19 protein-coding genes are annotated in these 20,933 nt (G+C 62.4%); 12 read left to right on the plus strand and 7 right to left on the minus strand.

Annotation, left to right across the window (positions count from 1 at the left end; all coding sequences use genetic code 11):
* Positions 1-103 precede the first annotated feature (103 nt).
* From ABOC32_RS22175 to ABOC32_RS22205, 7 genes are all read left to right on the plus strand, one after another.
* Complete coding sequence (locus tag ABOC32_RS22175) at positions 104-892, plus strand: YqcI/YcgG family protein (protein WP_426808887.1); 789 nt, start codon at positions 104-106, stop codon at positions 890-892.
* 2 nt (positions 893-894) lie between these two features.
* Positions 895-1,521: a LysE family translocator gene (locus ABOC32_RS22180; RefSeq protein WP_426808888.1), complete on the plus strand. Its 627-nt coding sequence runs from the start codon at positions 895-897 to the stop codon at positions 1,519-1,521.
* A gap of 39 nt (positions 1,522-1,560) precedes the next feature.
* Entirely contained in the window at positions 1,561-2,643 is a 1,083-nt protein-coding gene (locus ABOC32_RS22185; protein ID WP_426808889.1) for a hypothetical protein, read from the plus strand.
* Positions 2,644-2,781: 138 nt separating this feature from the next.
* Positions 2,782-3,477 carry a sel1 repeat family protein gene (locus ABOC32_RS22190; RefSeq protein WP_426808890.1) on the plus strand — a complete coding sequence of 232 codons (696 nt, stop codon included), beginning with the start codon at positions 2,782-2,784 and terminating at the stop codon, positions 3,475-3,477.
* A gap of 253 nt (positions 3,478-3,730) precedes the next feature.
* A complete protein-coding gene (locus ABOC32_RS22195) occupies positions 3,731-4,423 on the plus strand; it encodes an AzlC family ABC transporter permease (protein WP_426808891.1) in 693 nt (230 codons plus the stop codon).
* Positions 4,420-4,734 (plus strand): AzlD domain-containing protein, encoded by a 315-nt coding sequence (locus ABOC32_RS22200; RefSeq protein WP_010953340.1) that lies wholly within the window; start codon positions 4,420-4,422, stop codon positions 4,732-4,734. The genes ABOC32_RS22195 and ABOC32_RS22200 overlap by 4 nt, the downstream gene beginning before the upstream one ends.
* A complete protein-coding gene (locus tag ABOC32_RS22205; protein ID WP_426808892.1) occupies positions 4,731-5,576 on the plus strand; it encodes an AraC family ligand binding domain-containing protein in 846 nt (281 codons plus the stop codon). Before ABOC32_RS22200 ends, ABOC32_RS22205 begins: the two co-directional genes overlap by 4 nt.
* A gap of 16 nt (positions 5,577-5,592) precedes the next feature.
* On the opposite strand, the gene ABOC32_RS22210 is transcribed toward ABOC32_RS22205, so the two are convergent.
* Positions 5,593-6,810, minus strand: a complete 1,218-nt coding sequence (locus ABOC32_RS22210; protein ID WP_426808893.1) for an MFS transporter — start codon at positions 6,808-6,810, stop codon at positions 5,593-5,595.
* A 401-nt stretch (positions 6,811-7,211) separates the two neighbouring features.
* On the opposite strand from ABOC32_RS22210, the gene ABOC32_RS22215 reads away from it, so the two are divergent.
* A complete protein-coding gene (locus tag ABOC32_RS22215) occupies positions 7,212-7,439 on the plus strand; it encodes a hypothetical protein (protein WP_016500485.1) in 228 nt (75 codons plus the stop codon).
* Positions 7,440-7,489: 50 nt separating this feature from the next.
* On the opposite strand, the gene ABOC32_RS22220 is transcribed toward ABOC32_RS22215, so the two are convergent.
* The 5 genes from ABOC32_RS22220 to ABOC32_RS22240 all read right to left on the minus strand — a co-directional run bounded on the left by ABOC32_RS22220 (position 7,490) and on the right by ABOC32_RS22240 (position 12,887).
* A complete protein-coding gene (locus ABOC32_RS22220; RefSeq protein ID WP_426808894.1) occupies positions 7,490-7,972 on the minus strand; it encodes a copper chaperone PCu(A)C in 483 nt (160 codons plus the stop codon).
* Entirely contained in the window at positions 7,973-8,581 is a 609-nt protein-coding gene (locus tag ABOC32_RS22225) for an SCO family protein (protein WP_016500487.1), read from the minus strand.
* A gap of 219 nt (positions 8,582-8,800) precedes the next feature.
* The gene (nfuA, locus tag ABOC32_RS22230; protein WP_016500488.1) at positions 8,801-9,385 is read right to left on the minus strand and encodes a Fe-S biogenesis protein NfuA; all 585 of its coding nucleotides are present in this window, start codon (positions 9,383-9,385) and stop codon (positions 8,801-8,803) included.
* A gap of 58 nt (positions 9,386-9,443) precedes the next feature.
* Complete coding sequence (locus tag ABOC32_RS22235) at positions 9,444-10,478, minus strand: acyltransferase family protein (protein WP_426808895.1); 1,035 nt, start codon at positions 10,476-10,478, stop codon at positions 9,444-9,446.
* A gap of 108 nt (positions 10,479-10,586) precedes the next feature.
* Positions 10,587-12,887 (minus strand): fatty acid cis/trans isomerase, encoded by a 2,301-nt coding sequence (locus ABOC32_RS22240; protein WP_426811644.1) that lies wholly within the window; start codon positions 12,885-12,887, stop codon positions 10,587-10,589.
* Between the two features lie 176 nt (positions 12,888-13,063).
* On the opposite strand from ABOC32_RS22240, the gene metH reads away from it, so the two are divergent.
* Together metH and ABOC32_RS22250 are read left to right on the plus strand one after the other, a co-directional pair.
* Positions 13,064-16,771: a methionine synthase gene (metH, locus tag ABOC32_RS22245; protein WP_426808896.1), complete on the plus strand. Its 3,708-nt coding sequence runs from the start codon at positions 13,064-13,066 to the stop codon at positions 16,769-16,771.
* A gap of 123 nt (positions 16,772-16,894) precedes the next feature.
* Positions 16,895-17,110 carry a DUF2970 domain-containing protein gene (locus tag ABOC32_RS22250; protein ID WP_016500492.1) on the plus strand — a complete coding sequence of 72 codons (216 nt, stop codon included), beginning with the start codon at positions 16,895-16,897 and terminating at the stop codon, positions 17,108-17,110.
* 378 nt (positions 17,111-17,488) lie between these two features.
* On the opposite strand, the gene ABOC32_RS22255 is transcribed toward ABOC32_RS22250, so the two are convergent.
* A complete protein-coding gene (locus tag ABOC32_RS22255) occupies positions 17,489-18,565 on the minus strand; it encodes an ABC transporter substrate-binding protein (RefSeq protein ID WP_426808897.1) in 1,077 nt (358 codons plus the stop codon).
* Between the two features lie 213 nt (positions 18,566-18,778).
* Here ABOC32_RS22255 and ABOC32_RS22260 point away from each other — a divergent pair, with 213 nt between their 5' ends.
* Positions 18,779-20,431 (plus strand): nitrite/sulfite reductase, encoded by a 1,653-nt coding sequence (locus tag ABOC32_RS22260; RefSeq protein WP_019471086.1) that lies wholly within the window; start codon positions 18,779-18,781, stop codon positions 20,429-20,431.
* Positions 20,415-20,909, plus strand: a complete 495-nt coding sequence (locus tag ABOC32_RS22265) for a DUF934 domain-containing protein (protein WP_016485947.1) — start codon at positions 20,415-20,417, stop codon at positions 20,907-20,909. Before ABOC32_RS22260 ends, ABOC32_RS22265 begins: the two co-directional genes overlap by 17 nt.
* Positions 20,910-20,933: the final 24 nt, after the last annotated feature.

The following is a 20,933-nucleotide window of genomic DNA, read 5'->3' on the forward strand; positions in this document are numbered from 1 at the left end:
CAACGTCGAGAGCGTCTCGGAAAATGCAGGTAAATAATAAAGATAACCAAGATCTTGCCTGCATATGACTGGAACGTTCACTTAATTAACGCCTGGGGAAATCATGTTTACGGGATATGGAAATTGCTATCGCCTGGATGCGCTAGAGCTGGCCGTTGAACATGGATGCAATACGCAACACTGGACGTTCAAAACCATAGAACACTTTCGCAGTATCCTCGCCAACCCCGACTTCCCCTGCCTGTTCGGCCGCAAGGCGGTCAACGGCGAAACCTGCCACATACTCTTCGCCCGCGCCGAGCAACTGGCCGATGACATCGCACAGGGCCTGGCCGACTATGTGTGCACCGTCGCCCCGATCACGCCCAAGCAACGCATCGGCAGCCCACTGGTGGTGTTTCTCGAAACCGCCGCCGACTACACCCTGGCCGAACAGCAGGCACTGGCCTGGAAGGTGCTGCGTGGCGTGCACGCGCGCGACCCGCACCCCTGGCCGCAGGGCATCCCCACCGACCCCGACGACAACGGCTGGTCGTTCTGCTATGCCGGCATGCCCTTGTTCATCAACATGAACTTCCCCGGCCACCAGCAGATGAAAAGCCGCAACCTGGGGCATCACATCACCTTCGTCATCAACCCACGGGCGAACTTCGACGAAGTGGCCAACGCCAACACCGAGAGCGGCAAACGTATCCGCGAGCGCATTCGCGAGCGCGTGCACCACTACAACGACGGCGTCATGCCCGACACCCTTGGCTTTTTTGGCGATACCGACAACTACGAATGGAAGCAGTACCAACTGCAGGAGACAGGTTCGCTCAACCCGTCACGCTGCCCGTTCCACGCACATGCCGCACACCCTGCGACACCCGACTTACTGATCGAGAACTGACCGTGAATACCGCACTTACCTTCACCTATGCCCTCACCGTCCTGCTGCTCATCGCCACCCCCGGCCCGGTGGTGGCACTGATCGTCAACACCGCGGCTGCCTCCGGCTCGCGCAAGGCCATGTTCACCGCGGTTGGCACCAACTGGGCCTCACTGGTGCTGATCGGCGCCGCAGCCTGGATCATCCTCACCAGCGCTGCCATCGACAAGGCATGGCTCAGCACCATGAGCCTGCTGGGTTGCCTGTTCATCGGCTACATCGCCGTAGGCACGTTGAGGGACGCCCTGCAGGCGCCGGCCCCGCAAGCGCCGAGCGAGGCGCCCAAGGCCGCGCGTGGCGGGCTGCTGCAAGGCTTCATGGTCGGTATTTCCAACCCCAAGGACATCATTTTCTTCATCGCCTTCTTCCCGCAGTTCATCCAGATCACCGAGTCGTTCGGCAAAAGCATGGTGGTGTTGTCGCTGCTGTGGGTGGCCATCGATTTCGCTGTGCTCAGCCTGTACATCTTTGCCATCGGCAAGATCGCTTCGCAGCGCAGCAACCGCTTGATCAGCCTGGCTTCGGGCGTCGCCCTGCTGCTGATCGCTGCGGGTGGCCTGCTGTACAACCTCAACGAACTGGCGGCCTGACCCTGATGCAAAGTGCCCGTTGCAACAGAAGGAAAGACCATGACAGCGACTGATACGAGCCCGTCTCCTTCACCGTTGCAACAGGACTACCAGCGCTTTCTGCTGCTGGGCAGCCGGCGTGCCCCGCACACTGTGCACGTGCATGAAACCGGCTACCGCTCCGGCACCATCAATACCGACGCCCTTGGCCTGCGCTACAGCCATTGCGCCGGCAAGCGCTTTTCGGCGGCCGAACGCGGCGGCGCTTCCCGTATCAACCTGCTGGTGGGCGGTTCCACGGCCCTGGGCATTGGCGCCAGCTCCGACGAACACACGGTGGCCTCGCACCTGTCGGCGCTCACCGGCGAAGTCTGGCTGAGCCTGGCCGGTTGCGGGCTCAATGCCAGCCAGGAGCTGCTGATGTTCCTGACTCACCAGCACCGCCTTGGCCAACTCGGCCACGTGGTGGTGCTCAGCGGCCTCAACAGCCTGGCCCACGAAGCCCTGAGCGAAGTGCTCGGCAGCCCCAACGACCCACAACACGCCAAGGCCTACCAAGCCTTTCTCAACAGTTTCAGCGAAGGCCTGCAGCCTGCTGCACCGCCCCGCCGGCAGTCATTGTGGCGGCGCATCGGCCAGGCCTTGACCACACCTGCGGTCGAAGCCCCGGTCATCTGGCCGCTGTCGCCCCCGGAAAAGCGCCTGGCCCGCGCGGCCGACAGCATTGGCCGCACCTTGCGTCAGTGGGACCGGCTGCTGGCAGACAGCCACGCTACCCTTACCTTCATCCTGCAGCCGTTGCTGCCCTGGTGTCGGGACACGCTGCCCGTTGGGGAGCAGGCCATGCTGGCCGCGCTGGAGCAACAGCCAGCCAACTTCGACCGGCTGCTGGACGGCGTATTCGACAGCCAGTTGCACTCGGCCTTTTTCCGCCGCATCAAAAGCCAGGCCGACCCGGTGCCCTGCTATGACATGAACGGCATGCTCAGCAGCTCGCCGGTGTTCGGCGCCGACCTGTTCATCGACCGCCTGCACCTGAACGACCTGGGCAACAACGCCCTTGCCAAGGTCATTACCGCCAAGCTTGGCCTGGCCCAGGAAAAACACGCTCAACGCAAGGTCACGCCGATCAAGCTCGTCTGACAGTTGCCGACTGGTCTTTCAGCCACCCCCATTGGGTGGCTAGAATAGGCCGTCGTTCCGATTTTCCAGAGGCGTACGCTTGACCGCCATTAACATCGAAGCCGTCCATACTTGCCTGGGCGCCCGTGGGGCTTGCCTGTGAGCCGCGTGCGACGCCTGCCCCCGCTGTTGATCGCCCTGATGCCGCTGGCTACGCAGGCATTGGAGGTGCGCATCGACCCTCACGCCGACCTGCTCTACCGCCAGGCCTTGCCGTTGCTGGAGCAGGCCGATAACCAGGGCGACGATGCAAGCACCTTGCGCACCTCTGTGGGCGGCGACCCCGAGCTTAGCCGCCAGGGCCAGGCCATGGCCCACACTTTGCCGACAGCGGTTGCACTGTTGAAAAAGTCGGTGGAGCTGGGCCATCCGGTCGCGCAGTACCGCCTGGCGCTGTACTACATGACTTACCTCCCCGCCGCGCAAATTCCGGAGGCCGCCTGCCCGTTGCTGGAAGCCAGCCTCAAGCAGGGCTTTGCCGCACCCGCGCCAGCGATCGCCACCTGGTGCCGCCCCTACAACGTCAGCAGCGAGTACCGTGATGCGCTGGAGGCCATCCCCAGCATGGCCACGGTGTACGCCCCCTACTACCCGCAACCGGCCACCCGCCTGGCCTGCAGCCGCAGCCGGCCAGAAGGCCTGCAAATGTTGTGGGGGCGCCAGCGCGACTACCAGGCCGAGGTGTACCGCCTGCTCGGCGACCTGGACCCACCGCACCGCCTGAGCCTGCTGCAGAAAGCCGTGGACATCAACGGCTGCGTGACGGCGCAACAGCACCTGACCCGCCACCCGTGACCCACCGCCAGACGCGGTCCCGTCTTGCTCAAAATCTAAAATTCCGCGCGATCACTGTAGGAGCAGCCTTGTGCTGCGAAGAGGCCGGTAAGGCTAGAGATTGTTTTGGACTGCAATGACCTCTTCGCAGCACAAGGCTGCTCCTACAGGGCTTGTGTTTGCCTTGAAATGGAACCCGATCAGCAAGATCGTTCAAGCCATCCCCTGCCCTGTCTGGCATGCTGATCTGCCTCGTACACGCATTGCAGCCATCATGCCCCACATCGCTCGCCAAGCCTTTCTCCACGGCGCCATCGCCATCATGCCATTGTCACTGGCCGTCGCCCCCTGGGGCCTGCTGGCCGGCTCCATGGCCATCGAGGCCAACCTCAGTGCCTGGCAGGGGCAAGGGCTATCGGCCATCGTCTTCGCCGGTGCCGCGCAACTGGTCGCCATCGGCATGCTCAAGGGCGGCGCCAACCTGGCGTCGATACTGCTCACCACCCTGCTGCTGACATCCCAGCACCTGCTGTATGGCCTGTCGATGCGCCCGGTGCTGTCCAGCCAGCCATTGCGCTGGCGGTTGGGCCTGGGCTTCCTGCTGACCGACGAGTTCTTCGCGTTGACCAGCAAGTACGACCAGCAGCAATTCAACCGCTGGTACGCCCTGGGGGTAGGCCTGACGTTCTACGTCGCCTGGAACCTGTTCACCCTGGCCGGCATCCTGCTGGGCCAGAACATTCCCCACCTGGATCAACTCGGCCTGGACTTTTCCATCGTCGCCACCTTCGTCGCCCTGATCGCACCGCTGGTGCGCAACCTGGCTACCGTGGTGTGCGTGGCCGTGTCGCTGTTCTGCTCGGTGCTGTTCAGCCACTGGCATTGGGAAGCCGCCCTGGTGGCCGCAGGCCTGCTGGGCATGAGCGCCGGGTTCATCTGCCAGAAATTTGCCGGAGCCCGCACATGACCTGGATCCTGATTTTCGCCATGGGCGCCATCGTGTTCCTCAACCGCTACGCGTTCCTTGAGCCACGCCTGCCCTTGCGCCTCAGCTCCAATGCCCGGCAGTTTCTCGGCTTTGCCGTGCCCGGCATGCTCACCGCCATCTGCGGCCCGATCATCTTCATGCCCGACCACCAGCTCAACCTGAGTCTGCTCAACCCCTACCTGCTCGGCTCGCTGGTGGCCATCGCCCTGGTGCTGTTGACCCGCAGCGTGTTGCTGAGCATGCTGGTGAGCATGTTGATCTTCTTCCTTCTGCGCAGCTGGCTGGCATGACCACGCCCCTGCGCGAGCAGACACACCTCTGGCAGGCGCCGGCCCTGGGCGACGTCGAGATGCTGCACGCGCGCTACTTCCAGCAGCGCTTCGCCCCCCATGTGCACGAAGGCTACGTCTTCACCGTAATCGAATCCGGCGCCCAGCGCTTCTGGCACCGCGGCAGCGAGCACCTGGCGCCGGTTGGCAGCATGGTGCTGATCAACCCCGACGAACTGCATACCGGCGCCACTGCCCATGAGGCGGGCTGGCGTTATCGCGGCTTCTACCCCGAGCACGAGCGGGTCACCGGTGTACTGGACGAACTGGAACTGGGCCGCCACGGCATGCCCAGCTTCAAGGAGAGCGTGATCCACGACCCGGCCCTGGCCATCGCCTTCAGCCAGCTGCATCAGCTGTCCGAAAACGGCGCCAGCGCCCTGCAGCAACAGACCGCCTGGCGCCAGGCGGTGCTGGCCCTGGTGCAACGCCACGGGCAATGCGCCGAACCCTCGGCCCCCGGCCACGAACCACTGGCCGTGGCCCGCGCCCGTGAACTGCTGGAAAGCCAGCTGGCCGACCCGCCCTCGCTCGAGGCGCTGGCCGCGGCCGTCAACCTGTCGCCCTTCCACTTCGCTCGGGTGTTTCGCCAGGCCACCGGCCTGCCGCCACATGCCTGGCTGAAACAGCGGCGCCTGGCCCGCGCCCGGGAAATGCTGAAAAGCGGCCTGGTTGCTTCAGAGGTGGCGTTCGACCTTGGTTTTGCCGACCAGAGCCATTTGAGTCGGCAGTTCAAGCAGGCGTATGGGGTGACGCCGGGGGCGTATCGGCAGGCGTGTGCCCAATCTGTGATACCCGCCTGATGCCTCACAATTCATGCTATTCACGATTGTCGCCATCAAGGGAACGTTGCTTCACGCTCCAGCGCACGGGCGCGATGAACAGCATGAGCGTCATCCAGATGAAAGTGGCCGGCCCAGCAAGGACAAAGACCAGGCTGGCAACCAGCCCTGAAACGGCATCACCAATGACAGCAGTGAAGTAGTAGAGGGAAAAATTTCTGCCAACTTCATGCTCGCTCGACAAGCACTGAATGTTGGTCACGATAGCGATATCGACAAATGCGCCAATGAAGCCGACCAGGAACAAAATCAGCAGGAACAGCCAGTTGTTGAATTGCAGTGCCACTGCCGCAGCAAAAAAGAGTGCGCCGTAAAGCACCCAGTAACGCAACACCAACCGTGCGGTTGTGCGCGGGTTGAAGCGTGTGTAAAGCACGCTACCCAGCACGGTGCCTGCCGCAAGCAGTGAGAATACGTAACCGACCGCAGCTTCAGAGGCGAAGTGTTCCAGCACCGACGCCGGAAGGATGAAGCGAATGACCGATGTGGCGAACATCGCACAGACCGTGGTACAGCCAATAACAGCAAACAAAGGCGCATTGCTCACCCTGAGCCGGCTTACACTGCGCGCCGCATCCCGGACTATGGCGCGTCCATCGAATGCCTGCCGGGCGCCCTGCCTGGCAGGCCCTAGGGTAGCAATTGAAATGGCCGACAACACCAGGCACGCCGCAAAGAACAAGAAGGTTGCTTCGCGGGACAGCAGTAACACACATGCCGAGAAAACCAGCGGCCCGATAATCGAGGCAGCATCCTCGATCACCTGAATACCGCTATTGACCGAGGCCAGCTGATCCTTTTCGACAAGGTCGGGAAAATACGCGCGAAACGTAGGTACATAAAGGCATTCGAGCGCTGTCATGACCATCGCAAGGCCGACCAGGACGGGCAATACCGGTGAGTACAGGCTGAACAAGGTAAAGAAGGCAAGTGCCAGAAGGCCCTTGGCTGCCTCTACTGTAAATAGCGTTCGTTTCTTGTCGACGTTATCCGCCAGCCAGCCCCCCAAGGGTGAAAACAGCATACTCGGCAGATAGCGAAAGAAGTACGCGATGCCAATCAAAAGCAGATCCGCCTCGGTCATGGCCACGACTGCCACCGCAAATGCAGCTTCGAAGGCAAATTCACCACATTTGGAGAAGCAATAGCCCAACGCCAGAGAACGTGTTCCGGAGTTACGACCCAACACCTGCATAAGCGTTGTATTCCTGAGTCAGAGGTAGAGATCAGCTGAATCTAGAGTTCATCTACCACTAGCTTCAACGCCAAAGTTGTAACAACACCGGCGCTGCTAACGCAGGAAAAACCAAGGCTGGGAATATTCCTACACTTACCAACTAATGACGAAAGCCAGGCGACACCTACCAAACTGCATGACAGAGCTATTCAGCACACCTCATCAAGCAGCAAAGGCTCATGCCCGAAGCAGCGTGATTGCAGCAACTTTAAACATTATGTTTACTCTTACAGACAAGTAACTCATTGTTACTTAAGCGCCGAAGTAGCCATTTTTCACCTCTCCGGCATTTCTGCAAAGGCAGCAGGAGCCCCGCCAACCCTCTGCTACACTGTCAAGGCTGAATGGAGGATCCTGCCATGTCCGAAAGAGAGCTCACCACCCTCCTGTCGCTGATGAACCAGCGCCAGGCCTGCCTGAACAGTGCCTGCAAGGAGATTGCCGACTGGATCGACCGGCAGGGCGATGTGCCCGCCGCCGGCAAGATCCGCGCCAGCCTGAAGGCACTGGAGGCCGATGAGGCCCAGGTTCGAAAGACCCTTACGTCGCTGACCCTCGATAGGCCGCTGCCGCGCTTTCGTAGCTGAAAGGCGCCGCTGAAAAAGAAAAGGGCCGCTAAACGCGGCCCTTTGGTCTGTCAGTGCTTCATGTGCATGTGGTCATGCCCACCGCCGGCCTCGGCGTTGAGCGGGCGCACTTCGGCCTGCACGTCCAGAGTTTCCTTGGCCCCTTTTGCATTTTCGATGGTAAGGGTCAGGGGCACTTTATCGCCCTCCTTCACCTGATCGTTCAGGCCCATCAGCATTACATGCAGGCCATTCGGGTCCAGGGTCACGGCCTTGCCGGCCGGCAACTCGACGGCCTTGACCTCGCGCATGCCCATCACGTCGCCGTTCATGGTCATCTCGTGCACCTGCACGGTCTTGGCCACGGGGGAAGCCACGCTTACCAGCTTGCTGTCGCTGCTGGCGGTCAGGGTCATGAAGGCACCGGTGGACTGCTGGTGCGGCACGCTGGCACGGACCCAGGCATCGCTCACGGTGGTCTGGGCCAGGGCCGGCAGGGCCAGGCCCATCAGTGCCAGGGCAGCCAGGCCGCGTTTGATCGGTTGCATCGACATTCAGCAGATCTCCATCAGGGTGACCAGGTCTTCGGCGCATTCCTTGGCATTCAGGGAATGGCCCAGGCTCAGGCGCAGGGTGCCACGCGTATCGTAGACGTAGCTGGTGGACGAGTGAGAAATGGTATAGGTGTCACCGGCCGGGACCTTCTCGTAGAACACCTTGAACTCCTTGGCCACTTCCGCGATTTCTTCGGGGGTGCCAGTGAGTGCAGTGAACGACGGGTCGAAGGCCTTGACGTAGGCATCGAGCACTTCGGGGGTGTCGCGCTCCGGGTCCAGGGTGATGAACACCACCTGGAACAGGTCGCGGTCACGACCGCGCAGCAGCTTGCGGATTTGTGCCGCGCGCGCCAGGGTGGTCGGGCAAACCGCCGGGCACTGGGTGAAGCCGAAGAAGATCATCGGCATGCTGCCGTAGAAGCTCGACAGGGTGCGCACATTGCCTTGGGGGTCCTTGAGGCGGAACTTGCGCCCAAGGATCTCGTTGCTCATGTTCTTGCCGTACTTGAACTCGAGCCCACGGGCCGGGCTGCAGCCTGCCAGCAGGCCAAGCCCGAGAACGCCCATCCCGGCAACAACCGCGCGCCGGGTAAATAGATCATTCATGAAACCATCCTTTACAGGGAAGGTGCCGGCCCTCGGGACGGGCCGGCTGAAAAACCGGGGCATTCTTGCATGACACCCAAAGCGGTTCTACCCGACGAACGCGGGTAAGGCCTGCAGCCCTTTGAATACGGGCTGCGGCCTGTTGTCGCAGGGGTTGAAACCGTAACAGTTTGTTGCTAAGAGAGCCGCCCTTACACAAGCCATGCAGGCGTGTCAGCCTTAGTAGTAGGCGTTCTCTTTCTGGGTGTGGTCAGTCACGTCACGCACGCCCTTCAGCTCCGGAATACGCTCGAGCAACGTGCGCTCGATGCCTTCCTTCAGGGTAACGTCGGCCTGGCCGCAGCCTTGGCAACCACCACCGAACTGCAGCACCGCAATGCCGTCGTCGACCACGTCCACCAGGCTGACCTGGCCACCGTGGCTGGCCAGCCCAGGGTTGATCTCGGTCTGCAGGTAGTAGTTGATGCGCTCGTTGATCGGGCTGTCTTCGTTGACCATCGGCACCTTGGCGTTCGGTGCCTTGATGGTCAGCTGGCCACCCATGCGGTCGGTGGCGTAGTCGACCAGTGCGTCTTCCAGGAACGGCACGCTGACGGCGTCCAGGTAAGCAGTGAAGCTCTTCAGACCCACGGCGGTGTCGTCAGGCTTCTCTTCGCCCGGCTTGCAATAGGCAATGCACGTCTCTGCGTACTGGGTGCCCGGCTGGGTGATGAAAATTCGAATGCCGATGCCAGGCGTGTTCTGCTTGGAAAGCAGATCGGCCAGGTAGTCATGGGCGGCGTCGGTAATGGTTATATCGCTCATGTAGGTTCCTCACAGACTTGCCGCCAAGTGTACGCCAACCGGCTCCTCGAACAAAGTCCTAGCATTTGACTCGGGAAAGCGCATATTCTGCGGCCTGCCCCCGTGGCGCCGCCAGCCAGGCCTGCAGGCGCCGGTACAGGCCGCGCTCCAGCCACTGGTAGCTGAACCACGACATTAGTCCAATGGACGGCACGCACAGGGCGAACACCAGGTACGGGTTCAGATGCAGCCGCTGGCTTGCGAACCAGCCGGCGTACAGCACCAGCACATGGACCAGGTACACCGAATACGAACAATCGCCCAAGGCCTTTAACAGCCGGTTGCCCTGGAAGAGCGGCTCCAGGGCGATAAAGGCCAGCACGATCATCGCGCTCGGCAGGCCCCAGTGCAGCAAGCGCTGGGACGCATCCAGGTGGTAGATGGCCAGGCCCGCCACCCCCAGCAGTACCAGCGGCAGCCAGCGCCCCTGGCGGATCAGGCCACGGCGGTACAACACACCCAGGCCGATGCCGAGCAGGAACTCGTAGATGATGTCGTTGTTGTAGAAGCGGCTGAGCACACCCAGCCGGCCCAGCACCTCGCTGACCAGCAACAGTGCGACGGTAACCAGCAGCAGGTGATGCCGCTGGCGTACCAGAAAGGCCAGGCCGAACAGCAGGTAGAAGAACATCTCGAAGTTAAGCGTCCACCCCACGTTCAGGGTCGGGTACAGGCCATAGCCTCCGGGGTTTTCCGCGGGGATGAATAGCATCGACAGGAACAGGTGATGCCAGGCGAATTCCTGATGCGGCATCCATTGGCTGAAGGCCAGCAGTAGCGTGGCCATCAGTGCTGTGTAGAACCAATAGGCAGGAACGATACGCAGCACCCGATTGAGCAGGAACTGGCGCGGTTCGATGGTTTTGTCGCGGGTCGACAGGTAGATGACCAGCCCGCTGATGACGAAGAAGATGTCGACACCCACGGCGCCACGGTCAGTGAGCAGTTGGCCGACAGGGCCGGTGGCATGGAAGTCGAAGAAGATCTGCATGAAATGGTGGCACACCACCACCCAGGCGGCGAACGCCCGCAGTGCCTGAAGCGAATACAGCATGAAATACCCTGCGCTTGCCGGTGTATTGAGGCCTCGGGAGCGTGAAACAGCCCCCGGACCACCCACCATTTCCGACCGCAGGGTATTCGGAAAGGTCAGCCTACCCGATCAGAGGTTCTCATAGCGGTTCATGTCCAGCACCCCCGCCTCGACCGGCGTGGTCTCCTTGATGAAGCTGTTCAGGTCATGGAAGTAGCGCCAGAACTCCGGGTGACTGCGGCGCACGCCCCAACGCATGACGATGCGCTCGAACCTGGCTGCATCGTCTTTCGCATACTCCATGTCCTCGACAAACTCCGGCACATCCTTGGTCGGAACGTTGAAGATGAAGTTGGGGTAGCTGCTGAGCACGCCCGGGTACAGGGTCAGGGTATCCAGCCCCGGCTGGTAGCGGTACGCCTCGCCCAGCAAGAACGCCACGTTGCTGTGCGCGCGGTTGCGCAGCAGGCTGTACACCTGGCGCTGGCCGCCCTGCCCTTCGATGCGCAGCATGGTCGCCTCGGGCAACTGGCTGATCACCTTCAGCCCGGCAGCCGGGCGCGACACCAGGCGGCTGAGCGACTGCTCGGCATTGCGGAACTCTTCGCTCATCTGCGGCCGTGAGCAGAATGCCCCCTGGCAGCGGTTGATCGGGTCGGACGTAGCATTCAGGCTGCCGGTGCGTTGCAACAGCTTCAAGCCAAAGTCGCGCTTCGGGTCGCGTGGGTCGAGCTTGATGCCACTCGGGGTGTCGGTGTCGATGTCTTCATAATCCATCCACATCTTCACCTTGCCGCTGTTCTGGTACCAGTCGCTGAGAATCGCCTGGCGATGGTCAGCCGGCATCAGGCGCAGGAAGTTGACCTCGGCGCCATTGCGGATCAGGTCGAAGTACAGGCGCGTCTGCAACTGGTGCGAAACGTTGCCGAACACGTCGAAGTTGACCGCCAGCTGGTAGTAGGTGCGTTCCAGCAGCGGGTAGTCGAACAGCCACACGGTCTGTGGCACGTCGCCGATCAGGCCCTTGGTGACCGAAGCGCTGTCGAAGTGGCGGAAGATGCTCAGCAGCGCGTTGTCGTTACCGGCCCACAAGGTCGACCAGCCCGGCGCCGGCATGTCGGCATAGGCGTCGCGGCGCAGCTTTTCATACTCGTTGCGCTTGTCACGGTAGGCGTGCCACAGGCTCAGCACACTGCCCACGTCATCGATCTGCCCAGGCATGGCCAGCAGCGGCGTGGCCTCGCCACGGTACTCGGCATCGGTGACGTAGCGGTCGAAGGCCGGCTCCTGGAACAGTGCCCAGAAGTTGTCGCGGATCACGTCGGTAGCGATCTGCCCGCGGCACACCGGGCCACGGATGAACGTGCGCACGAAGTACTCGGCGTTATCCAGCATGAACTGGTAGCGCGCCACTGCCGGGATGGCCTCGAAGGTTTCGAACGGGTTGGCCCGGTGACGCGGGCCGTAGCCTGGCAGTGCAGCTGCATGCCAGTCGCCAGCGTAGAACAGCTGCTTCACCCGCTTGAGCTTCTGCGGCCCCATCGGGTAGGTGATGTGCGTCTTGTGCACGATCACGCCCTGTACCGGGATCAGGCGGTAATAGAAGTCGGTGCCGGGTGGGTCATTGGGGCGACGCGTGGCAATGATGTCGGCCGGCTGGCCGCTGGGCGTGCGTGAGCGCACCCACTGGAAGAAGTGGCCTTGCTCGCCGCCGACGAAGTAGATGTGCGCCAGGAACAGATGCTCGTAAAGCCAGCGGCCGACCAGCGCCTCGGTGGAACCCGGGCGGTTGAGCAGTTCTTCCCAGTCGGCGATCTGCCTGGCTTCGGTCTCACTGGGCTTGATCGGCTGGTACTCCACCGGCGCACCGGCCGCCAGCCAGCGGCGCATGGTGTCGTATTCCTTGTCGGTCAGCCCGGTCACCGCCAGCGGCATGCCCTCCTTGGGGTGGGCACCCGCATAGGCGTCGAACTCATGGGGCAACGGGCACATGTTGTTGCGGCTCAGGCCCAGGACGATGTCCTCGGGCAGCTTGGCGTTGGGCGTGAGCGGGGTCTTGTGGCCCAGCTCCAGCATGCGCGCCATCAGCGCGGCCTGGCTGCCCTGGTTGTCGAGCACCGAGTAGAAGCCTTTCTTGCGCCATTGCTCTTCGCTGTGGGCGTCGTAGAACAGCCGCGTGGTGGGCACCGCCTTGCTGCGGTCGCCCTCGTAGACCGGGACCTTGCTGGCCCCGCGTACCGCACCTTCCGGGCTTTCCAGCTTCAGCTGGCAGGCGGCGTCGTTGCAGGCGTGGCAGGCCACGCATTTCTCGGTGAAGATCGGCTGAATGTCCCGGGTGTAGGAAATGGCCGGGCTTGACTGGGGGGCTTGCCCGAACACCGCGCCGCTGATGAGCAGGGCGAAGGCGCCGGCAAGAATACGATGCACCATGTGCGAAAAGTCCTGGTTCTTGAAAGCCATCACGATTGTTGCCTGGTCGTCCGTGGGTACTGGTAACCGTGCCCTCAACATGAGCGGTTTTCATGCAAATGGGCGATGCGCCTAAGAACCGCGCAACTTTGATATGATTCCGCACCTTCTGATATTTGCCCGACCAGGTAGTTCCTATGTCCGACCGCAGCGCTCGTCTCCAAGCACTCCAGAACGCCCTCAAAGAGCGCATCCTGATCCTCGACGGCGGCATGGGTACTATGATCCAAAGCTACCGTCTCGAGGAACACGACTATCGTGGCACGCGCTTCGCCGATTGGCCAAGCGATGTAAAGGGTAACAACGACCTGTTGCTGCTCAGCCGCCCGGACGTGATCGCGGCCATCGAAAAAGCCTACCTCGATGCCGGGGCAGATATCCTCGAAACCAACACCTTCAACGCCACGCAGATTTCCCAGGCCGACTACGGCATGGAGTCGCTGGTCTACGAGCTGAACGTGGAAGGCGCGCGCGTTGCCCGCCAGGTGGCCGATGCCAAGACCCTGGAAACGCCCGACAAGCCGCGCTTCGTCGCAGGCGTGCTCGGCCCTACCAGCCGCACCTGCTCGATTTCCCCGGACGTCAACGACCCCGGCTACCGCAACGTCACGTTCGATGAGCTGGTAGAAAACTACATCGAGGCCACCCGTGGCCTGATCGAGGGCGGCGCCGACCTGATCCTGATCGAAACCATCTTCGACACCCTCAACGCCAAGGCGGCCATTTTTGCCGTGCAGCAGGTGTTCGAAGAGGACGCTGTAGAACTGCCGATCATGATCTCCGGCACCATCACCGACGCCTCCGGCCGTACCCTGTCGGGCCAGACCACTGAAGCGTTCTGGAACTCGGTACGCCACGCCAAGCCGATTTCCGTGGGCCTGAACTGCGCCCTTGGCGCCAAGGACCTGCGCCCGTACCTGGAAGAGCTGTCGACCAAGGCCGACACCCACGTTTCCGCCCACCCCAACGCCGGCCTGCCGAACGCCTTCGGCGAGTACGACGAAACCCCGGCCGAAATGGCGGCGGTGGTCGAGGAGTTCGCTGCCAGCGGCTTCCTCAACATCATCGGCGGTTGCTGCGGTACCACCCCGGGCCACATCCAGGCCATTGCCGAAGCCGTGGGCAAATACAAGCCGCGGGAGATCCCGGAGATCGCCAAGGCCTGTCGCCTGTCGGGCCTGGAGCCGTTCACCATCGACCGCCAGTCGCTGTTCGTCAACGTGGGTGAGCGCACCAACATCACCGGTTCCGCCAAGTTCGCCCGGCTGATCCGTGAAGAGAACTACACCGAAGCCCTGGAAGTCGCCCTGCAGCAAGTCGAGGCCGGCGCCCAGGTGATCGACATCAACATGGACGAAGGGATGCTCGATTCCCAGGCGGCCATGGTCCGTTTCCTCAACATGATCGCTGGCGAGCCGGACATTTCCCGCGTGCCGATCATGATCGACTCCTCCAAGTGGGAAGTGATCGAAGCCGGCCTGAAGTGCATTCAGGGCAAAGGCATCGTCAACTCCATTTCCATGAAGGAAGGTGTCGAGCAGTTCAAGCACCACGCCCGCCTGTGCAAGCGCTACGGCGCCGCCGTGGTGGTGATGGCCTTCGACGAGGTCGGCCAGGCCGACACCGCCGCGCGCAAGAAGGAAATCTGCAAGCGCAGCTACGACATCCTGGTCAACGAAGTGGGCTTCCCGCCGGAAGACATCATCTTCGACCCGAACATCTTCGCCGTTGCCACGGGCATCGAAGAGCACAACAACTATGCCGTCGACTTCATCGAGGCCTGTGCCTATATCCGTGACCACCTGCCCCATGCGCTGACCTCGGGCGGTGTGTCCAACGTATCGTTCTCGTTCCGTGGCAACAACCCGGTGCGCGAGGCGATCCACTCGGTGTTCCTGTTCCACGCCATCCGCAACGGCCTGACCATGGGTATCGTCAACGCCGGCCAGCTGGAGATCTACGACGAGATTCCGGCCGCGCTGCGTGAAAAGGTCGAGGACGTGGTGCTCAACCGCACGCCGGAAGGTACCGATGCCCTGCTGGCCATTGCCGACGACTACAAAGGCGGCGGCGCCATCAAGGAAGTCGAAAACGAGGCCTGGCGTTCGCTGCCGGTCGGCAAGCGCCTGGAACACGCACTGGTCAAAGGCATCACCGCGCACATCGTCGAGGACACCGAGGAATGCCGCCAGCAGTGCGCGCGCCCCATCGAGGTCATCGAAGGCCCGCTGATGAGCGGCATGAACGTGGTGGGCGACCTGTTCGGTGCAGGCAAGATGTTCCTGCCCCAGGTGGTCAAGTCGGCCCGCGTGATGAAGCAGGCGGTGGCACACCTGATCCCGTTCATCGAAGCCGAAAAAGGCGACAAGCCGGAAGCCAAGGGCAAGATCCTGATGGCCACGGTAAAAGGTGACGTGCACGACATCGGCAAGAACATCGTCGGCGTGGTACTGGGCTGCAACGGTTACGACATCGTCGACCTCGGCGTGATGGTACCGGCCGAGAAAATCCTGCAAACCGCCCGCGACGAGAAGTGCGACATCATCGGTTTGTCCGGCCTGATCACCCCGTCGCTGGACGAGATGGTTCATGTTGCCCGCGAAATGCAGCGCCAGGGCTTCGAACTGCCACTGATGATCGGCGGCGCCACCACCTCCAAGGCGCACACCGCAGTCAAGATCGAACCGAAGTACAACAACGACGCGGTCATCTACGTCACCGACGCCTCGCGGGCGGTCGGCGTGGCCACCCAGTTGCTGTCAAAAGAGCTGAAGCCGGGCTTCGTCGAGAAAACCCGCCTGGAATACGTGGATGTGCGCGAGCGCACCGCCAATCGCAGCGCCCGCACCGAGCGCCTGAGCTACGACCAGGCCATCGCCGCCAAGCCGCAGTACGACTGGGCCGGCTACCAGCCAGTGGTGCCCTCCTTCACCGGCGTCAAGGTGCTGGAAGACATCGACCTGCGCACCCTGGCCGAATACATCGACTGGACCCCGTTCTTCATCTCCTGGGACCTGGCCGGCAAGTTCCCGCGCATCCTCACCGACGAAGTGGTCGGCGAGGCTGCCACCGCGCTGTACAAGGATGCCCGCGAGATGCTCGACAAGCTGATCGACGAGAAGCTGATCAGCGCCCGCGCAGTGTTCGGCTTCTGGCCGGCCAACCAGGTGGCCGATGACGACATCGAGGTGTACGGCGAGGATGGCCAGGCACTGGCCACCCTGCACCACCTGCGCCAGCAGACCATCAAGCCGGACGGCAAGCCCAACTGGTCGCTGGCCGACTTTGTCGCGCCAAAAGCCAGCGGCGTCACCGACTATGTGGGCGGGTTCATCACCACCGCCGGCATCGGTGCCGAGGAAGTGGCCAAGGCGTACCAGGACAAAGGCGACGACTACAGCTCGATCATGGTCAAGGCCCTGGCCGACCGCCTGGCCGAAGCCTGCGCCGAGTGGCTGCACGAGCAGGTGCGTAAAGAGCACTGGGGCTATGCCCGCGACGAGCACCTGGACAACGAAGCGCTGATCAAGGAGCAGTACAGCGGTATCCGCCCGGCCCCGGGCTACCCGGCCTGCCCCGACCACACCGAGAAGGAAACCCTGTTCCGCCTGCTCGACGGCACCGCCATCGGCGAAACCGGGCCAAGCGGGGTGTTCCTGACCGAACACTTTGCAATGTTCCCGGCGGCGGCGGTCAGCGGCTGGTACTTTGCCCACCCGCAGGCGCAGTACTTTGCCGTGGGCAAGGTCGACAAGGACCAGATCGAGCGCTACAGCGCGCGTAAAGGCCAGGATGTGAGCGTGAGCGAGCGCTGGCTGGCGCCGAACCTCGGGTACGACAACTAAGACCGCGTTGGCTTCTTCGCGGCGGTTCGGCGCCCCGACTTGCCCGCGAAGAAGCCAGCACAAGCAACCTCATAACCATTGCCTACACTGTCCCTGATTGCCTCTGATTCTTCAGGAGCCACCATGGACGATTCCAGCCAGGGCAAACCCCCAACCTTCTGGCAGATGCTGCACAGCATTCTCGCCGCCGCCTTCGGCGTGCAAAGCGGCAAAAACCGCGCCCGCGACTTTACCCACGGCAAAGCCAGCCATTTCATTGCGCTGGGGACGCTCTTCACCCTGATATTCATCATGGTGCTGATCGGCCTGGTGCAACTGGCCCTGCACCTTACCCGCTAGCCTGTTGCGGCCTATTCGCGGGTAAACCCGCTCCCACAGGTACAGCGCAAACCTCAAGAGCAGTGATTTACCTGTGGGAGCGGGTTTACCCGCGAATAGGCCAGTACAGGCAGAACAAAAACGCCTGCAGGACTCCATCCCGCAGGCGCTCTGGCTGCATCACGGTCTTGAAACTAAGGCTACTGGTGGCTGACCCAATACACGGCAGTGACCACCACCAGGACGATCAGGCACAGAATCGCCCAGGCATCGACGCTGCTGTCAGCTTTGCGGACCTTGGTTGAGTTTCCCATTGCATTGCCTCTTGTAGTGGTTATGGGAATGCACTTCACAACCAGCAGTTAAGACGAGCAATGCCCTTCCCTCAAGCAGGGTCTTTCAATAGTCGACCGGTGACGTCAGAAACGGGTACTGGTAGCTGGCCGGCCGCCCTTCGGCGCTGTAATGCAGAAAGTCGACGCCATAGTCGGGCCGTTCCAGCAGTTTCAGCCAGCGCCTGGCCTTGGCCTGGTCGATTGCCTGAAGTACCGGGGCACTGTGCACCCGCTGGCCATCGCGGTTCAGCGCCACCCCCTGGGCATCGTCGTGCAACATCACCATGGCCCAACCGCCAAGGGTGAAATGCCCACCCATCAGCGCGCTCAAGCGCCCATCGATGCGCGCACGCAAGGCCTCGGGCGAACTGTTGACGGCGCCGAACAGCACGTCACGCCCCGGTGTGTGCCCGGCCTCCTCGAACGCCTGCATGGCGCCAAAGGCCATCTCGTCATTGGCTGACCACACCAGGCGGGTGGCCGGGTACCGCTCCAGCAATTGCTGCGCCTGCTCGTAGGCGCGCTCGCGGCTCCAGCCGCCGTATACCACCTGGCGCAGGCGGACCTGAGGGAAGTCGGCCAGGGCGCGGCGCATGCCCTCCTCGCGCAGTTGCGAAGCCGGTGTGGTCTTGAGCCCGGCAAAGGCCACCAGGTCCACCGGGCCTGCGTCGCGAGGCAGCTGCGCGACCATCAGGTGCAGCATCTGGAAGCCCGCCTGCTCGTCGTTGCTCATCAAGGTACCCAGTGGCTCGGCATACTTGTCCGGCTGGGCCTCGATGCTGCGGACCTGGCTGGCGGTCAGGCCATTGTTGACCAGCAGCAGCTTCACCCCGGTACCCCGCGACAGACGCAGGATTTCCGGTGCAACGTACTGCTCGTTGACCAGCACCAGGTAATCCGGCCGCTGCGCCCCACTCAGGATCGCCCTGGCCTGGGTCAGCGCCAGATCGGCGCGGCGCTCGCTGTACTCCACGTGCAGCGACATGCCCAGTTCGTCCGCAGCGGCCTGCATGAAGCGGGTGTAGCTGGTCCAGAACGTCTCGGTGGACAGCCCCGGGTTGAGGAACACCACCGAGGCCGGCTGCGCATTTGCCGCCAGTGGCAGGGCAAGACACAAGCTTTGGCACAGGGCCTTGAGCATGGGGTCACATCTCTGCGAAGCAAACCCTGGATTATAAACGCCTGGCCACGGCCAGCGCACAAATGGCAGTCAGTCTCACATAGTCCATTTGGTTCTTTTCATATGCAAAAACATCACTTTAGCGCATAACCGCAACCTGATATCGTTCCCCGGCTCCGTACCGGAGTGCGCGGCCGTGCGCGCGAATAGCTGCATGCCTGAGACAGGACTTTTATGTACGTATACGACGAGTACGATCAGCGGATCATCGAGGACCGCGTCAAGCAGTTCCGTGATCAGACCCGCCGCTACCTGGCCGGTGAGCTGAGCGAAGAAGAATTCCGCCCTCTGCGCCTGCAGAACGGCCTCTACATCCAACGTTTCGCGCCGATGCTGCGTGTCGCCGTGCCGTACGGCCAGCTGAGCGCCCGCCAGGTCCGCACCCTGGCGAAGATCGCTCGCGACTACGACAAGGGCTACGCGCACATTTCCACCCGCCAGAACGTGCAGTACAACTGGCCGGCACTGGAAGACATTCCCGACATTCTCGCCGAACTGGCCACCGTGCAGATGCACGCGATCCAGACCAGCGGCAACTGCCTGCGCAACACCACCACCGACCAGTTCGCCGGTGTGGCCGCAGACGAAATCATCGACCCGCGCCCGTGGTGCGAGATCGTCCGCCAGTGGACCACCTTCCACCCGGAATTCGCCTACCTGCCGCGCAAGTTCAAGATCGCCATCAACGGCTCGCAGGAAGACCGCGCTGCCATCGAAGTGCACGACATCGGCCTGGAGCCGGTGCGCAACGCTGCTGGCGAGCTGGGCTTCCGTGTACTGGTGGGCGGCGGCCTGGGCCGTACCCCGGTGGTCGGCTCGTTCATCAATGAATTCCTGCCGTGGCAAGACCTGATCAGCTACCTGGACGCCATCCTGCGCGTGTACAACCGTTACGGTCGCCGTGACAACAAGTACAAGGCGCGGATCAAGATCCTGGTCAAGGCACTGACGCCTGAAGTGTTCGCCGAGAAGGTCGAGGCCGAAATGGTCCACCTGCGCGGCGGCAGCACCACCCTGACCGAAGACGAAGTGCAACGCGTATCGCGCCATTTCGTCGACCCGGAGTACCTGGCCCTCGACAACGTCGACTACGCCGCCCAGGACGCCGAAAACCCAGGCTTTGCCCGTTGGCGCTCGCGTAACACCCGTGCCCACAAGCGCCCTGGCTACGTCGCTGTAACCCTGTCGCTGAAGCCTACCGGCGTTGCCCCGGGCGACCTGACCGACAAGCAGCTGGACGCCGTGGCCGACCTGGCCGAGCGCTACAGCTTCGGCTTCCTGCGTACTTCGCACGAGCAGAACATCATCCTCGCCGACGTCGAGCAGCGTCAGCTGCACGCGCTGTGGCTGGAACTGCGCGAAGGCGGCTTCGCCACCCCGAACATCGGCCTGCTGACCGACATCATCTGCTGCCCGGGTGGTGACTACTGCTCGCTGGCCAACGCCAAGTCGATCCCGATCGCCGAATCCATCCAGCGCCGTTTCGACGACCTGGACTACCTGTTCGACATTGGCGAAATCGACCTGAACATCTCTGGCTGCATGAACGCCTGCGGCCACCACCACGTGGGCCACATCGGCATCCTCGGCGTGGACAAGAAGGGTGAGGAGTTCTACCAGGTGTCGCTGGGCGGCAATGCCGCGCGCGGCGCGAGCCTGGGCAAGATCCTCGGCCCGTCCTTCGCCCAGGATGCCATGGCCGATGTGATCGAGAAGCTGATCGCCGTGTACGTCGAGCAACGTACCGAGGAAGAGCGTTTCATCGACACCTACCAGCGTATCGGCATCGACCCCTTCAAGGAACGCGTCTATGCAGCGAATCATTAAGAACAACCAGATCGTCGACGAAACCTGGCACCTGCTGCCCAAGGAAACCTCGTTCGACGAGCTGACCAACTGCGACGACTACATCGTGCCGCTGCAGCTGTGGCGTGACCACGCCCACGTGCTCAAGGCCCGCGACGGCGGCCTGGGCGTGTGGCTGGACAGCGACGAAGAAGCGGAAGAAATCGGCGAAGACGTGCAGTACTTCCAGGTCATCGCACTGAACTTCCCGGCCTTCACCGACGGGCGCAGCTACTCCAATGCGCGCCTGCTGCGTGACCGCTACAAGTTCAAGGGCGAGCTGCGCGCCATCGGCGATGTACTGCGCGACCAGCTGTTCTTCATGGCCCGTTGCGGTTTCGATGCGTTCGCCATCCGTGCCGACAAGGACCCGGAAGACGCGCTGCAAAGCCTGAAGGACTTTTCGGTGACCTACCAGGCCGCCACCGACGAGCCGCTGCCGCTGTTCCGCCGCCGCTGATCGTCCCGCTGCAAAGCAAACAGC

Source organism: Pseudomonas sp. WOUb67, assembly GCF_050058005.1.
GTDB lineage: Bacteria > Pseudomonadota > Gammaproteobacteria > Pseudomonadales > Pseudomonadaceae > Aquipseudomonas > Aquipseudomonas putida_R.